At 52.5% G+C, this 16,789-nt stretch carries 14 protein-coding genes; 13 read left to right on the top strand and 1 reads right to left on the bottom strand.

Features of this window, described 5'->3' with window-relative positions; genetic code table 11:
- Positions 1–34: 34 nt before the first annotated feature.
- Positions 35–889 carry a DUF4126 family protein gene (locus tag KOI40_RS10030; RefSeq protein WP_216097378.1) on the top strand — a complete coding sequence of 285 codons (855 nt, stop codon included), beginning with the start codon at positions 35–37 and terminating at the stop codon, positions 887–889.
- Positions 890–991: 102 nt separating this feature from the next.
- Here the strand turns inward: KOI40_RS10030 and KOI40_RS10025 are convergent, their stop codons facing one another.
- The gene (locus tag KOI40_RS10025; RefSeq protein ID WP_255568329.1) at positions 992–1,756 is read right to left on the bottom strand and encodes an alpha/beta hydrolase; all 765 of its coding nucleotides are present in this window, start codon (positions 1,754–1,756) and stop codon (positions 992–994) included.
- 640 nt (positions 1,757–2,396) lie between these two features.
- Here KOI40_RS10025 and KOI40_RS10020 point away from each other — a divergent pair.
- The 12 genes from KOI40_RS10020 (at position 2,397) to KOI40_RS09965 (ending at position 16,713) form a co-directional block, all read left to right on the top strand.
- A complete protein-coding gene (locus KOI40_RS10020; protein ID WP_216097376.1) occupies positions 2,397–3,836 on the top strand; it encodes a hypothetical protein in 1,440 nt (479 codons plus the stop codon).
- Between the two features lie 295 nt (positions 3,837–4,131).
- Entirely contained in the window at positions 4,132–5,280 is a 1,149-nt protein-coding gene (locus tag KOI40_RS10015) for a hypothetical protein (protein WP_216097375.1), read from the top strand.
- An 8-nt stretch (positions 5,281–5,288) separates the two neighbouring features.
- Complete coding sequence (locus KOI40_RS10010; RefSeq protein ID WP_216097374.1) at positions 5,289–6,488, top strand: hypothetical protein; 1,200 nt, start codon at positions 5,289–5,291, stop codon at positions 6,486–6,488.
- A 149-nt stretch (positions 6,489–6,637) separates the two neighbouring features.
- Complete coding sequence (locus tag KOI40_RS10005) at positions 6,638–8,194, top strand: tetratricopeptide repeat protein (protein ID WP_216097373.1); 1,557 nt, start codon at positions 6,638–6,640, stop codon at positions 8,192–8,194.
- Positions 8,195–8,285: 91 nt separating this feature from the next.
- Positions 8,286–10,391, top strand: a complete 2,106-nt coding sequence (locus KOI40_RS10000; protein WP_216097372.1) for a PEGA domain-containing protein — start codon at positions 8,286–8,288, stop codon at positions 10,389–10,391.
- On the top strand, positions 10,388–10,645 hold the full coding sequence (locus KOI40_RS09995; protein ID WP_216097371.1) for a hypothetical protein: 258 nt from the start codon (positions 10,388–10,390) through the stop codon (positions 10,643–10,645). The genes KOI40_RS10000 and KOI40_RS09995 overlap by 4 nt, the downstream gene beginning before the upstream one ends.
- 54 nt (positions 10,646–10,699) lie before the next feature.
- Positions 10,700–11,497 carry a MotA/TolQ/ExbB proton channel family protein gene (locus tag KOI40_RS09990; RefSeq protein WP_216097370.1) on the top strand — a complete coding sequence of 266 codons (798 nt, stop codon included), beginning with the start codon at positions 10,700–10,702 and terminating at the stop codon, positions 11,495–11,497.
- A 74-nt stretch (positions 11,498–11,571) separates the two neighbouring features.
- Positions 11,572–12,933, top strand: coding sequence for a hypothetical protein (locus tag KOI40_RS09985; protein WP_216097369.1), 1,362 nt, complete (start codon positions 11,572–11,574; stop codon positions 12,931–12,933).
- Complete coding sequence (locus tag KOI40_RS09980) at positions 12,934–14,013, top strand: vWA domain-containing protein (RefSeq protein WP_216097368.1); 1,080 nt, start codon at positions 12,934–12,936, stop codon at positions 14,011–14,013.
- Between the two features lie 67 nt (positions 14,014–14,080).
- A complete protein-coding gene (locus KOI40_RS09975) occupies positions 14,081–15,079 on the top strand; it encodes a vWA domain-containing protein (RefSeq protein ID WP_216097367.1) in 999 nt (332 codons plus the stop codon).
- Positions 15,080–15,207: 128 nt separating this feature from the next.
- The gene (locus KOI40_RS09970; protein ID WP_216097366.1) at positions 15,208–15,966 is read left to right on the top strand and encodes a hypothetical protein; all 759 of its coding nucleotides are present in this window, start codon (positions 15,208–15,210) and stop codon (positions 15,964–15,966) included.
- A gap of 3 nt (positions 15,967–15,969) precedes the next feature.
- A complete protein-coding gene (locus tag KOI40_RS09965) occupies positions 15,970–16,713 on the top strand; it encodes a hypothetical protein (RefSeq protein ID WP_216097365.1) in 744 nt (247 codons plus the stop codon).
- The last annotated feature ends 76 nt before the right edge of the window (positions 16,714–16,789 follow it).

The following is a 16,789-nucleotide window of genomic DNA, read 5'->3' as shown; positions in this document are numbered from 1 at the left end:
GATAGACTTTAAACATCACATGAGGCTTTAACACATGGAGAGTTACCAGGCACTGCTTGCCACACTGGCCCTGACCATGGGCGCGTCCTGGGCCAGCGGGATTAACCTGTACGCTGTACTCTTGGTTCTGGGTATTGGCGGTTCTACAGGAAACATCGATTTACCACCCGGTCTGGAAGTATTAACCGACCCCATGGTCATCGGCGCTGCCGGTCTGATGTATTTTGTTGAGTTTTTCGTGGATAAAACCCCGGGTGTAGACACCGCCTGGGACAGTTTACACACCTTTATTCGCATTCCCGCCGGAGCCATGCTGGCCGCGGGAGCTGTGGGCGATGTGTCACCAGCTCTGGAAGTTGCCGCAGGCATTATGGGTGGCACTCTCTCAGCCACCAGTCACGCGACCAAAGCCGGCACCCGAGCCCTGATCAACACCTCACCAGAACCCTTCACCAACTGGACCGCTTCCATTACAGAAGACCTCCTGGTGCTTGCAGGTTTATGGACGGCGCTGAACCATCCAATCGTTTTTCTCGGTCTGATGTTGTTGTTTATTATTCTTGCCATCTGGCTGCTCCCCAAAATTTGGCGTCTCATCAAGGCGCTTGCTCAAAAGATTGCCAGTTGGTTCGGCGGAAAACCGGAGCCATCAGCAGCAAGCAGCAGTGGCCCGACCATGCGTTTTGGTGATATCGAAATACCAGACCACGCAATGGCTCTAACCGCCTCTGCGAATGCTAGCGACAGTGCAAGAAGATCTGGCTCTTCGCAACCGAACTATACTGCCGCGCAACAGCAGCAGCTGGATGCGTTAAAAACCCTGAGAGAAGCCGGCACAATCAGTGAAGAAGAGTTTCAAGCCGCTAAAGCCAAGATTCTTGGCCAGTAGAGAGGATAAATTCAGATTGGGTCCAGTGATGAGTCTGTTGTAGTCATTCAAAACGCAACCGCAGAATACACAGAGAAAAGCCCAAGTATTCTGCGGCAGTTATTATTTACCTGTCGCCAGTGAAGCCTGCTGATCTAACCAATCTGCAATGTAGTCTGCACATTTCTCCCAACCCTGCTCTGCAATAACCCAGTGTGTCTGCCCGGCAAAACAATGATAAGCGGCCTGAGGATATTTATTGGCCACTTTCTTTACCACCTGGGCTGGTATCAATTTATCAAGCTCAGCTGATAGTACCAGGGCTGGACATCGGACTTTGGATGAAGTGATGGCAGTCACCGATCGCTTGTCCAGAAACGGAAGTGCAATTTCAAATAACACTCTGCCTGAGTCATGACACAGACGATCGTAATAAGCTCTGCGTTCATTTTCCGGGATCAACTGGAACGAAGACTGCACGGCATTTTCAAAACTGGGTAGTGTCGGTTTTTTCCAGAAGCCTGGCTTCAAGGTCAAAGGAAAGAGGCTTTTCAGGCCTGCCCAACTGATGGCCAAAACGTCATCCGGCGGCGCAGGACAGGCTAATATCAATCGTTCAACAAGATCCAGTTCTGCCAACTTCTGTGCAATCAGCCCACCCATCGAATGGCCAATGACTATCGGCTTTTCTGGCAAGTTTCTAATAAACTCCGCCAGATCGTCCACATAGTCCTGGATGCTCACTGTTCCCAATGCGGGATGAGGCGTGTTACCAGATAACTCACCATGGTAACGCAAATCAGGTGTGTGGCAGATATAGCCCCTCGCTTCAAAAAACGTTTTCATCGGTTGCCAGTACCAGCCACCGCCCCACATCCCATGAATCATGACCAGATGTCTCGTCATCACTTGTCCTTAAAAATTACGTGTCGTAGCCAATTCAGCAACCGAACCCCATATACCTGACGACCGAATCACTGTCTCCAGTGCAGGGGTTGTCACCGGCTTGATTATTATTTACACAACCCCTATGGGTCATTTCACATTTATCCGTGAATTTAAAGCTCCAACATAGAATATTTCGAGATATTGGATTAACTTATTTATTTGGATGATTTATTAATGAAAATTGCCCATTCAAGCTTCAAAGAACTTCAAAGTCCCTTTCATCAGGCGTACGCCAAGGACTTTGACCACCAGAAACACAGAAAACTCAGCTTACAGGGAGAGTGAGGCACATACAAAAATGTATGGCGCTGTCCCTGTTCAGTCCAGCATGGCCTCCCAGGCGCGGCCGCTTGACTATACTTTTTTTGAACAATCATCGAGGAACAGATTGGGCAATAAACTGAGGTAGATCGTGAAGTACATCTTAATGCACAGCGGGAAATTCATTGAGGTGTGTCCCCCTGTTTTTGGAAGAACAGTCACAAACACAGTCACGAACACAGTCACGGCAGTAACGGTCGCACCTCTTTGCACCGGACGCCCCCTTTGACGCTACTGAAGACGTAACAAGATCATGAAAATGTCTCTCACCCGGCTGGTTTTTTTCTCCCTGATCACGGTTCAGGTGTACGCTGCAGAACCGTCTTCCAACCAACCTCTGGTCCATGAAACCGATGCAGGCTTTGAATCCGAACTAAACTCGGAGCTTCCTGACGAGCTGGTACCAGAAACTCCACCTGAGCCGGATACCAATCCTGAAGTACCGCCCACTGAAGCCGCCGTTCCTGCAACACAGGATGAACCTGATTCTGCAGAGACATCTCCCATCGCTTCACAGCCTGCTGAAACCCAAGAAGAGCTATCGGCTCTGGAAGAGTCTCCACAACAGCTCTACAACAGTAAACAGGAAACCAGTTACCTGGATGCTATTGCCGAAATTGAAAACAGCTACGGACCTTACGACAAGAACCTGTCCCAGCATCTGATGGGACTGGGCGTCAACTATCAAAACCGCGGGCGCCACAAAGAAGCCGTGGATATTTTCAGACGCGCGATGCACGTCAGCCGCATCAGCGATGGGCTTTACAGTCTTTCACAAATTCCCATGCTGGAGCACTTGATTGAAAGCGGTGTGGCCAGTGGAGACTGGGAAAGCGCCAATGACAGTCATCAATACCTCTATTGGCTGTACCGTCGCAACTTCGGTGAAGACGACCCCCGCATGCTGCCTGCCATCACCAAATTGAGCAACTGGCATTTGAACGCATACGCTCTCGATTCAGGTACTGGCCTGTTTGAGCACCTGATCAGTGCACACAATCTCTACAATATGGCGATCAGCATCATTACCCGAGCATACGGTGAATATGACCTGCGTCTGGTTGGCGCGCTGAAGGGGCTAACAGTCTCCAACTACTACCTGGCCACTTATCAGGCAAATGCGCCACAGCGAGCCGAATTTGAATCCGGCTTTGCCAGCAGCCGATCTCGTATGGATGAAAAAGCGCGACTTGATCAGTACATTCTCAACAGTTACAGCAGTGGCAAGGCCGCAATTTCTCGTATTCGTGACGTCTATGCGTCGAATCCAGAAGTTCCCGAAGACGCAGAGGTTGTCGCACAAATTCAGCTTGCAGACTGGAACCTGCTGTTCAATCGCTGGCATACCGCTATCGATCTCTATCAGTCCGCGTATGATTCCCTGGTGACATCACCCAACGGCAAAACACTCGCTGATGAGTATTTCAGCAAACCGGTCGCTCTGCCGGATTTACCGCTACTGAAAAGTAATCTGGATACCACCGAAGAGGGCAATGAATATGTTCTGGTCAGTTTTGATGTCACTCGCAACGGACACGCCAGAAACATTGAGATTATTGAATCTTATCCGGAAGACGATGTTCGCAATCGCTCACAGGTACGCAGAACCTTAAAACAGACTAAATTCAGACCCCGGTTTGCGGATGGCGCCCCTGCAGACACGAAGCAATTGATGCATCGTTACGTATTTTCGAACTAATTCCATTGTTCGCAATCTAAAGCTAACAGCTGAAGTCTGCTCAGCCGGTTTAGTGCGGCCCCAGACTGTAATTGGCTGATTGTGCAAGGCACACAGAAATACCAAATCCACTATCCGACACATTCGGCCCGATAAGGATACTGACAATAGAGCTTGAGTCCTGCTACATTGCTTATTAAGGCAATTCAGAAGACAAGGCAACAGATTCTGTGACATCAGGTGCCATCCGAATTTGAGGGCTGATGTAGTATTTGCAGGCTGATTGTTGCACACGGGTCATATACAGGGATTTCTCATGGGTAAAAAAGCTGCATTATTGACCATCGCGATCACTGCGATTGTCCTGACAGGCTGCAAGCAGGAACAGCAAAGCTCCTCTGCACCCTCAACACAGCCGCCAACCCCCTCGAGTAGTGCCCCATCACCCAGTTCTCCCAGCAGCTCGTCCCAACAATCGTCCAGTTCGCAACAATCCCAGAGCCAGCAGCAGTCTTCGCGCTCGCAATCCTCACCGAGTCCGTCATCACCCAGCAGTGCGCAGCAATCCCGGAGTCAATCCTCATCTCAGGATCAATCCTCCCGCGATCAGGCCCAGAACAGCGGTACCGAAACCATGCGAGGCGGCCAACCGCAACCGCCCATGCCCAATCAGTCGTCAGCCTCAGCTGAGTCCGGGGGCGAACCTGACACCATGCAGACCAGCGAATCATCTCCCACAGATGACATCGACTTTTCCGAAGAAGAAGCCTCAAGCAGTGCCTCCCGCTCTTCTTCGGAGTCCAGTTCCTCCTCATCCAGCGCCAGCGCCTCTTCTTCCAGCTCTGGTGGGTCTCCGAGCAGTTCAGCAGCCAGCCAGGCATCATCAGGAGGTTCTCAGGGCAGCTATCAAGAGGCAGGGGCTCAGCAAGCTGGTGGAAGTCGCCAGCAAGGCAGCCCTTCCGACAGCGGCCCGATGACCAGTGCCGAGCGTGTAGCGGCCCTTGAAGGCCAACTGGAAGCTTCCATGGCCAGCTACGATGGCATGATCCTGCGTGAGCGCGAATACGCTCTAAGCCGCTCCAATCAAAAAGGGAGTGAGGATGAACTGGAAGCCGCAGATGCCGCTGGCGGCGGAGGCCTTCCCTATGATGAGGCCGGAGAAGAAGGCGAAGGAGGCAGTGACGGTTATGGTCAGGCCCCTCAACCACCGGGACCGGAAGGTGATGGACTGCCCGGTGACGGCAACGATTCAAGCTCTTCAGGCGGTGGTAACCGCCCTGCCGGAAATCAATCTCGCGAAGGTGATTACCAGAGCGCAGGCGCCTATTCACCTCCTGCTGACATCCCTGACGGCAGCGATGATGACGTGGTTGCCCGCCAGATTCGTGAAGCGGCCATGAATGAGCCTGATCCTGAATTGAGAGAAAAGCTCTGGGAAGAGTATCGCAAATACAAAAACCAATGAGTCAGACCATGAATGCATCTACCTCACCTTTCGCCAAGACTCTGTGGATCGCAGTGGCCCTGCCGCTGCTGATTTTAACCGGGTGTTCCAGCAACACCATCAAGACAACCCAGGTTATCCCGGTTATCCACGAGCAAGCCCAGATTCCGGAGGCAGAATTGCTGGATGTTGGTATTTATATCTTCGATCCGGGTCTCGATAACATTGACGATGACGAAACCCTCACCGTTTTCCCGGAAATTCGCAACGCCGAATCCCGCTATATTCCCTATCATCTGATGCAGACACTTCAAACCAGTGCCGCCTGGGGGGCTGTACGGGTGATTCCTCCGGAGCAAGACACCATTGATGTCAGTGTCAAAGGCAAGATTCTGCAATCGGACGGCGAACAGCTTCGTCTGCAAGTCACGGTCAGCGATGCAACGGGCCGTCAATGGTACGAAAAAGAATACGATGGCCTGGCCAGTAAATACTCCTACACCAAAAGGCGTGGCGGTGCCGTGCCCCAAGAACCCTTCCAGAGCCTCTACAACCAGATTGCCAATGACATGCTGACCTACCGTCGAGAAAACTTCGACGGCACCGCCTTGCGCACCATACGCACGACTGCTGAACTCAGGTTTGCTGAGTCCTTCTCCCCTGCAGCCTTTGGCGGCCACCTGAAAGAAAGCTCCGCAGGCGAATACACCATTACTCGCCTGCCCGCCGAGGGCGACCCAATGCTCTCCCGTATTCGTCAGATTCGTGAACGGGATTATCTGTTTGTAGACACACTGCAGGATTATTATGGCGGTTTTGTCAAAGATATGGATCAACCCTACCGCGAATGGCGCAGCCAAAGTTATAACGAAGTTATCGCTCTGCGCGAACTGAAACGTGATGCCCGCAACCGTACGATCATGGGCATCGCCGCCATACTCGGCGGTATCGCTGCCGCGGGCGGAGACAGCGGTTCCACTCGTGCAGCAGGCACCGTGGCCATTGCCGGCGGCGCCTACATGGTTAAAAGTGGTTTTGACAAACGTGCCGAATCTGAAATGCACGTCGAAGCTCTGCAAGAGCTGGGGGATTCACTGGAAGCCTCTATTGAACCTCAGGTTATCGAGCTGGAAGACCGCACCATCACCCTGTCCGGCACCGTGGAAAATCAATACGAACAATGGCGTGAACTGCTCCATGAAATCTATAAGGCGGATACAGGCCTGTAAGCGTAACCGATCTACGGATTCATCCGAATACACTGCAGGCACGTACACAGTGATATCCCTGACCAAACAGTGAAGTACTCAGGAATCTGCACCCATAAAACCGTATTGTTAAAACAACCCCCAGGCAACAAGATGACAGAAACCAGAGCATGACCGATCCACAAAACACTCAGGAAAACACCGCGACCGACCCGAATAACAAATGGGATGACTCCGAGTTTCATCCAGGGCATCAATCAAACTGGTTTCAGCAACACAAGCTTGAAATGGGCCTGTTTGCAGGTCTGCTCGTCGTATTACTGGCTGTGGTTTTCTGGCTTCCCAAAACCGTTCATCCCCCCGCACCAGACCAGGACACATTTACCCAGGCCAATTCCGACGCATCTGAGACAGAAAACTCTCAAGGCGCAGCCCCGGTAAAGTCTCAAACCGGGCCACTGGAATCTCCCTGGCAAGATGCCCAGATAGCGAAAGCTCGCCGCGAAGCTCAGGAAATTCTCGCCAAACTGCTGGATAAACAAACCACGCTGGACAAGATGCAGGTTGATCTGTGGGCCGCGGAGTCATTCAAAACCGCGTCTGACAATGCCGCCAATGGTGATGAACTCTACCGCGCCAGAGAATTTGGTCCTGCCCTGGAAAGTTATCAAACCGCCCTTCAACAATTTGAAGCACTTATTGAACAAGCTGAGCAGGAATTTCAGCAGGCCATGAGCGATGGTGCACAGGCCATTATCGAACAGCAGGCACAAGACGCCGTGGATGCCTACACCCTGGCAACGGCCATTCGCCCCAATAACGAAGAAGCCAAAGCCGGCCTGGCACGTGCACAGATACAGGATCAGGTCATCGAGCAACTGGAAGCCGCAGAAAATCAAGTGCTGCAGTCTCAGTACCAACAGGCCAAAGTTCACATTGAGAAAGCCCTGGAACTCGACAGCGAATCCCAACTGGCCGCGGCAAAACTGAAAGACATTAACCAGGCCATTACTGAAGATAATTTTGCCAGTGCCATGGGACAGGGCTACAGCTATTTACAACAAAAACAGTACTCGAAAGCCGCCGCCGAGTTCAGAAAAGCGCTGAAGATCAAACCCGGTAATGCCACCGCTCAGGATGCCATCACACAAGCCAGCAATCAGTTGACGCAAAACAGCATTCAGCGGAATCTCAGTCAGGCAGAACAATACGAACGTGAAGAACAATGGCAACAGGCCCTCGCCAGCTACCAGGCGGCGCAACAACTGGACAGCAGCGTGGTCGCCACCAAAATCGGTGTTTTACGGACACGTGCCCGTGCTGACCTGGACAAAAAACTGCAAAATCTGATCGACCAGCCTCTAAGACTGGCCGACCCGGCAGTTTACCGCAGTGCACAGCAGTTGCTTGCCGATGCGGCCTCCGTCAAACCTCGTGGCCCGCGCATTGAACAACAACAGCAGCAACTGCAACAGGCACTGAATAAAGCACTGGATCCTGTGGCAGTCTTACTTCGATCCGACAATGAAACCAACGTGACCTTGTATAAAGTTGGCAAGCTCGGCAACTTCAAGGAACACACACTGGAACTCAAGCCCGGACGCTATACCCTGGTAGGAAGCAGAAACGGCTATCGCGATGTACGGGAAGAATTCACTTTGCAACCGGGTACAAACCGGAAAACTATTGTGATTCAATGCGATGAAAAGATTGCCATGGGAGGATAGGTCGGCATTTCCTCAGTGGTAGCGGTTGTTTAGCGCCCGTAGATGAAAGCTCAATCAAGTTACCGCCAATCCAGTATCAGTTCAGGCATTTATGACTCAACCGGAAGAGATAACCAACATTAACGATCACACTTCATCCAATCAGAACCCGCAAGTGCCGGATGATGACATCATCCAACCACTGGACTTTCAACCTGCACAACCCCAGCAACAAAAGTCTGGCTGGCAGCCGTCCGGGTTATCCATCGTTCTGGCGATCACTACGCTGTTGGCGTGTGTGATACTGGTTTACCTGTTTGCAGCCAAGTCTCTCTATATTCGCACCAATACCGACAACCCCTCGATTACCGTCGATGGGTTGCTGACCTTTGCTGTAGGTAATCGTTTTCTGCTGCTCAAAGGCCAACACAATATTCAGGTGACCGCAGAAGGCTATTACCCCCATGAAGCAACGCTCACCATCAATGGTGATGACAACCAGCACCACGAGGTGGAGCTCAAGCCCTTACCGGGACATCTTACCGTCACCAGTAATGCGCCAGCAGAGATTCTTATTGACGGTAACATAGTCGGCAAAACCGGCGAACGCATAGCAGACATCCCTGCCGGAGAGCACACGCTGAGTGCACAAAATGAGCGTTACCAGCCCCTGGAGCAATCCATTTCCATTGAAGGGCGCAATCAGGAACAAACCCTGAACATTGAGTTACTGCCCAACTGGGCTACGGTCAACATCAGCTCGACACCTGCCGGCGCGACCATTACCGCCGATGGAGAAGAACTGGGAGTCACCCCCATGCAAACTGAGCTGCTGGCCGGCAAGCACAGTTTGGTGGTCAAGCTGGAAGGCTACAAAGCCTGGCAACAGAACCTGCGGGTCAAAGCGCTTCAGGAAAAGACCCTGCCGGATATCCAGCTGGTGAAAGCCGACGGGTTAGTCAAGGTTATCTCCTCCCCTGCTGGCGCCAGCATTACCGTCAACGGTCAGTTTCAGGGTAAGACACCGACCGAAGTTGCCCTGAAGCCCGGCAAAACCTACAACTTCACCTTATTCAAAGACGGTTACCAGCCACAACATCGCAACGTTGATGTTGTCTCGGGTAAAGAAGCTTCGCTTAACGTCAACCTGTCCGCCGATCTGGGCAAAATCACGATTGCCGCAACACCAGCGGATGCGTTGCTCTATGTGGATGGCCGTCTTATGGGACGAGCCAATCAAAGCATCAGCCTGCCCGCTCGCCGACACCGTATCCGCATCAGCAAAGAAGGCTATGCCGATCACAATGAAACCGTACTTCCACGCCCCGAGCTGGATCAAAACCTGTCGATCAAACTGCTGACGGTTGAAGAGCATGAGTGGAAAAATATCAAGCCACGTATCCAGACCGCCGCAAACCAGAGCCTGCTGTTATTCAAGCCCAACGACACCTTCACCATGGGCGCCTCGCGGCGGGAACAGGGTCGCCGCGCCAATGAAGCACAGCGCCGGGTCAAACTGGATCGCGCGTTTTACCTCAGCGACAAGTTGGTAACCAATGCCCAGTTCCGCCGCTTTGAAAAGTTTCACTCCTCGGGCCACGTCAAAGGCAACAGTCTGAACGGTGAACAGCAGCCCGTGGTCAATATCAGCTGGCAACAAGCAGCTCTCTACTGCAACTGGCTGTCTGAGCAGGAGCAGCTGACGCCTTTCTATCAGGTCTCCGGCGGAGTGGTTAGCGGTTTCAATGCAAACAGCACGGGCTACAGACTTCCTACTGAAGCCGAGTGGTCCTGGGCTGCACGCCTTAAACAGGGTCAAATGATGAAGTACCCCTGGGGTGAGACCCTGCCTCCTGCGGCGGGATCCGGAAACTTTGGTGATCGCAACGCAGCGCCTCTGCTGGGTTCGATCCTGACCAGTTATGATGACCGTTACGCAACCACTTCCCCGGTCGGAAAATTCCCCCCCAACCACCGCCAGCTTTACGATATGAGCGGCAACGCTGCGGAGTGGATCAACGACTTTTATGGCATAACCACCGGACTTTCAATGAAAGCAGAGAGCAACCCGCTGGGACCGGAAACAGGGGATTACCACGTAATTCGGGGTTCCAGCTGGGCACACGCCACCATGACCGACCTGCGTTTATCTTTCCGGGATTACGGTTCCAAAGCCCGTAACGATGTGGGATTCCGTATTGCGAGGTACGCCCAGTGAAGATACCACACACCGTTCGACTGAAAGCTTTACTGGTTCTGCTGATGACTCTCACATTGAGCGGTTACAGCGCTTCAGGGTTCAGTCAAACCGACAAGGAAGCTGAGTCAGCACCGAAAACCGCTGATGAGGATTCCCAAAAAACAACAAAAGCACCAGCCAGCAACACCTCTTCAAAATCTTCCGGTGGTGATTTCACTCCGTCGGAAGAAGTTTCAGAGGATTTGTCCGTCGCTTTTCCGGTAGACATCTGACAAGGTACTCCCCTGTCTCCAAGAACAAATAACACAGGCTTTAGGAAACATCATATGAAACGCAACGCTGGATCAGAGTTTATCTACCAACTGTTTGCCTTGTTAATTTCCGTCATCGTTGTCCACTCGATTTATGTGGCCTGGGTGCGCCCCAATGCTGATGCCATCCTGCAGGAACAGTTGGACAAACAAGCAGCTGGCGAACCCTATGTCGTGCAACGCAGTCTGTTTGTCGTCATGCGGGACTACGAGCAGGAAGCCTGTTTTGTACTGATGCTGTGGGCTCTGGCGATTATGGGTCATAAAGCCCAGAGAGCCCTGCAGGAACGCAAACTGCTGTCCATGCCGCTGCTCCGTGTGCGGGAAGGCGCCAGCATTCTCCCGGAAGACACCGTGGAATTCGCCCGTCCGGTTCAGGCGTTACCGGATGAACAGCAAGACATGCTGATTCCCAGAGCCTTGATGACATCACTTCAACGTTTTCAGACCACTCGCAATGTGGCGGATGCCAGCACGGCGGTCAAAGATGTTTGCGAAACCGAATCCGACCGACTGGACAGTGAGTTATCCATGGTCCGCTATATTGCCTGGGCTATCCCATCCATTGGTTTTATCGGGACTGTTCGCGGTATCGGTGAAGCATTAGGTCAGGCACACAAAGCTGTCGAAGGCGATATCGCCGGGGTTACCGTCAGTCTGGGTGTTGCTTTCAACTCAACGTTTATTGCACTGGTTATCAGTATCATCGTGATGTTTTTCAGCCATCAGCTTCAGCTGCTGCAGGAAAAGCAGGTGTTGGACACTCAGAAGTATTGCAATGACAAGCTGCTGCGTTTTTTACACGCATCCTGAGTTTAAAAAGAAACCGTTTTGAATAATGTTCCTGTGAATCAACTGCCCCTTTGCACCGTGTAAGAGTAATACCCATGCCCCTGTTACTGGAATTAAACGATCTCGGAGTACGCTGTTATCAGGACGGCCAATTACTTTGCCAAAGTCCAGGGGTTGCTGTTGTTGACCATCAAGAGCTTCTGTTCGGTTCCAAGGCCTGGCGGGAGAGCCGCAAACAGCCACTGAACACGCACTCGCAATTCTGGTCACAGCTGAATACGGATCCCCTGCAGCTAAACCACCCCAAAGTTCGCCACCACGGCGATTTGGCCTATCTGCATTTGCTTCATATTGAAAAGCAATTACCCGTAGACTTCGCCAATCAGGAAGTGGTGTTTTCACTGCCCGGCTCCATCCCTCGGGAATCTCTGGGATTGTTATTAGGCATCGCCAATCAATGCGGCATGAAGACCATCGGTTTGATTGATCACGGACTGGCGGCAACACTGTCACACGCCTTCCCTCTGCTCGCGGAGCAACAAGCACTGACGCACGTGGAAATGTTTCTTCACCATTGCGTGATCACAGAACTCACGCCAGCCAATAATTCATCAGATGCGGCAATCACAAAGCTCCAGCGCAACCGCCTGGAAGTTTTGAGCGATCAGGGCTGGCTCAGCTTGCACAATCAACTGCTCAACTACTTCAGTGAATTGTTTATCCAGCAAACCCGGTTTAATCCACGGCACGGGGCCAGCTCGGAACAGGCCCTGTTTGATGCCATCCCCGAATGGCTCAGGCAGTGTGCTGTGCTTGAGCAGGAGTCGGTTACCAGTTTGCAATGTGAGCTGGACCGTTACAGCATCCAGGTGGATATTTACCAAATTCGTCAATTTGTACAGCGCTTTTGGAAACCGTTGCAAACAAAGCTGGAAAACGCCGGCAATCTGTTTCTGGGCGATCGTCTGGCCGAATGCATGCCGCTTTTGGACTTGCCGCCCCAAACCACCGTACTCGCCACACAGCGATTGGCAAAGGATCTCACGCAAATTGGCGATAACCTCAGTGAATCCCCCGAGGGTGTGCGATTTATCACCAGCTTGCCCTGTCAAAATGCCCGTCAAAACCAGCCGGAAACCGTTACCTCAACCACGGCACACACTCGCCACTTCCCCGATCAGGAAGCCGCCACCCACCTGCTCTGGCAAAATCACGCCTACCCGCTGCACGGCCATTTCACTTTGACCTCAAATCGGGAAATGCTGAAGGAAGATCAGGACAGCGCCGTATTATCGATCCAACACGGTCGGATTCACACATCACAGGGTCAATTGCGGCTTAACGGTGAAGCGTCGGCCACACCGCTGGACCTCACTACAGAGCCATTAAAAAGCGGCGACCGTCTGGGTATCTCTGATTTTGATATTGAGCTGACACTCATCCGGGTGGAGGATTAAATGGCGCGTAAACGTCGCTTTACCACCTTCAGCCTGTCGTTTCTGGACATCATGTCCTGCGGGTTTGGTGCGGTCGCGCTGATCTTCCTGATCATCAAGCACGATGTCGACAACCAGACCAAAGTCGAAAATCAGGATCTCATGTCAGAGGTCAACCTGTTACAGGAAGACATTGAGGACGGCGAAGAAGGTCTGGTTCGGGCGCGCAACACCCTCTCGGCTCTGGATCAGCGATTGGCCGAGGCCGACGGACTCGCCACCCGCATCAGCAAGGAAATCGAAACCGCGCGCGCCAAGCGAGCCGAACTGATCGACAATCAGGAAGATGATTCTATTGCAGCCCTGGAACAAAAGGTGCGCAACCTGCGAGCCGAAAGGGACGAGCTGGAAAAACAAAATCAGGATCGCGGCAACGAAGTGCGCCAGTATGTTGGTCAGGGCAACCGTCAATACCTGACCGGTATGAAATTCGGAGGTTCACACATACTCATCCTGCTGGACTCCTCCGCCAGTATGCTCGATGAACGCATCGTCAATGTTATTCGCCGCCGCAACATGCCCGATGCCGCCAAACGCACCGCAGCCAAGTGGCAACGTGCCATGTCCACCGTGGACTGGTTGACCACCCAACTGCCCCCCAAAAGCCAATATCAGATCTACACTTTCAATACCGGCGTACAATCTGTACTGAAAGGCACCGAGAACAGCTGGCTTAATGTCAGTGACGGGGCGCAACTGGAACAGGGAATCCTCAACCTGCGCAAAGTGGTCCCTGAAGATGGCACCAGTCTGGAACGGGTTTTCCAGGCCGTCAGCCAGCTGTCGCCACGTCCGGACAATATTTACCTGATCACTGACGGCCTGCCCACACAGGGCTTGAGCAAGCCCCGGGGCAATACCATCAGCGGCCCGGAGCGTGTAAAACTGTTTAACAAGGCGGTGGAGCTGCTGCCCAATGGCATTCCGGTGAATGTGATACTGGCTCCAATGGAGGGTGATCCCATGGCAGCCGCAGCCTTCTGGCAACTGGCACAGGTCACGCAGGGTTCTTTTATCAGTCCATCCAAGGACTGGCCGTGACAACCCCGGTATGAATTGCTGCAATCAACCGTGACGCTAATCCGTTTCAACCACAGGATACATTGAAGTGAGAAAACGCAGAGATCAGGAAGAGTTCAACATGTCCTTTCTGGACGTGGTGTGCTGTGGCTTTGGCGCCATTGTTCTGCTGCTGTTGATCACGAAAACCGTCGAACCTCTGGTGGTTGAACAATCGACGGTCAACATGGAAGGCCAGATCAAAGATTTACAGGAAAAACTCTTCACCTTACGCGGCGAAACCGTGGTGCTGAATCGCGATCTGGACGCCAAGCACGAACAGCTGTCCGACAAAGAGAAGCGTATCGCCATTCTCAAAAGCCAATTGCAGGAAATACAGGCCGATACCGCTCGCATGGCCTCTGCTTCATCCACCGATGGCAACCGGCGCGGAGAGCTGTACCAGGCCATGCAGTCGCTCACCGCTGAGATGGAACGCCTGCTCGGCCGACAACACCAGCGCCAAAACAGCGTAATCGGCGGTATTCCGGTAGACAGCGAATACATTATTTTCATCATCGACACATCCGGCAGTATGTTCAACTACGGCTGGGAACGTATGATGCAAGAACTGGTTGCCACCCTGGACATTTACCCTCAGGTGAAGGGAATTCAGGTCATGAACGATATGGGTGACTATATGTTCTCCAACTATCGTGGCGAGTGGATTCCTGACACCCCCGGACGTCGGGATGTCATCATGAAACGTCTGCGGCGCTGGAATCCGTTCAGTAACAGTAGTCCTGTCGAAGGCATCGAGCGCGCGGTACGCGCTTTCTATGATCCCAAGAAAAAGATCAGCCTGTATGTCATGGGGGATGAATTCACCGGGCGCTCAATTCAAACAGTTGTACGAACCGTTGACCGCCTTAATCAGGAACGTAAACCCGGAGAGCGCATGGTCAGGATTCATGCTGTCGGCTTTCCAGTGCAGTTTTCCCGACCGTCACACTTGCAAACCACCGGAATTCGCTTTGCGGCCCTGATGCGTGAACTGACCTACCGCAACGGTGGTACTTTTGTCGGGTTGAATGATTTTCGACCTTAACAGGTCAGCAGAGTCGCAGTTTTCAACTAAACTGGTGATGTGATCAACCAAAAGATATGCTCACCACTTCGATGGGTAAATATAAACCAAGACATCACCTCTGAATAAACCCTTGAGAGAGTCTGATCATGAAGTCTGTCGCCAAAGTGGTTCCGTTGATGCCGGTTTCTTTAACAGCTGGTACTTTAACCTCTGTAACTTTAGCCTCTGCTACGACCAAGCGCCTGACGGCACTCAGCGCCTTGTTTCTCATGATGGTTCTGGCGGGTTGTACCAACAGCCTCAAGGTCACCGGAGAATTCCCCAAGCCTCTCATAGAGCCAATCCCTCAAACCCTGGGGGTTCTGTACGACGATGACTTCAAAACCTATGTCTATACCGAAGACAATGAAGACCGCAGCAAATGGGTGATTGAGAGTGGCCCGGCACAGGTTCAGTTATTCAATCGTGTTTTGCCCGAGCTGTTCACCCAGGTTCAGGAAATCAGCAGCCTGCCGACCCCCAGCTCGCCGGCGTCCGCCAATATGGTGCTCTACCCCAAACTCACCGACTTTCAATACTCCGTGCCCAGGGAAACCCAGTTCAAGATTTACGAGGTCTGGCTGAAATACAATCTCAGTGTTTACTCCCCCCAGGGCGTTATGATCGCCGACTGGATCGTTACCGCCTACGGCAAAACACCAACCGCCTTTATGCAATCCGATGAAGATGCCATGAACGCCGCCGTGATTGTTGCCCTGCGGGATTTGGGAGCCAATATTTCCCTGGGGACCCGGCGGGTACCGGAGATAAAAGCCTGGATTGCGGATCACACGCTCACCTCTCCTCCCGTCCAGGCCCAGGCCCGCGCCGCCAAGCCTGGCCAACAAGCCAGTTATCAGGAGTAAACCGTGTTAAATACTATTTACTCTTTTTCCCGGTTTTCTAATCCAGAGTCTGTCGCTCAACACTGCACATCCACGCTTCACAGAAGCGGGCTTGTTGCACTGCTTTTGATGCTGCTGCAAGGCTGTACCTCCGTCACCATAGATGAGTACCACGCGCGCAAGGACACCAAAATATCCGAAGGTGAACATGTGGTTGTACTCGGGCGCCGCCACTCCAGCAGCTATGAAACCGAACCTGAACTGGTGGACTGCATCGGCGATATTCTCGACGACAATAACGACATTATCACGGTCATTCCTGAGCGTGAGTTTATGGACGCGCTCTACCCCTGGTTCGAGCCCCGCACCGCCCCTATGCGCATCAAGGACATGAATCGCCTGCTCGCCCGCAAAGACGTAGAAGCCGCAATCAATCACTTTAATATCCGCTACATTGTCTGGGTCGACGGCAAAACAGAGACCACCAGCAGCAGCGGCTCAATTGGTTGCTCCATCGGTGCCGGTGGCGCTGGCTGTTTCGGGTTTGGCACCTGGGACAAGGAATCTGACTACGAAGCCCATATCTGGGACTATCAGGAACTGGAGAATATCGGTCAAATCAGCGCTGATGCGGCTGGTACCTCCTATATGCCCGCTGTCGTTGTGCCGATCCCATTGATTGCCCAGGTTCAGAAAAACGCCTGCAAAGCCATGGGACTGCAACTGAGAAGTTTTCTAAATCCGCAGAGCACCATTGAACCGCTCTGATCGATCAATACTGAATCTCAGGTTTTACACTCATCAACACTGTCAGATCGCACTGACGTACCAAGGACAACTCGAC

The sequence above is a fragment of the Pseudomaricurvus albidus genome (assembly GCF_018863235.1).
Lineage (GTDB): Bacteria > Pseudomonadota > Gammaproteobacteria > Pseudomonadales > Cellvibrionaceae > Pseudomaricurvus > Pseudomaricurvus albidus.
Note: the sequence above shows the minus strand (reverse complement) of the source record. Positions and strands in the feature narration are given on the sequence as shown.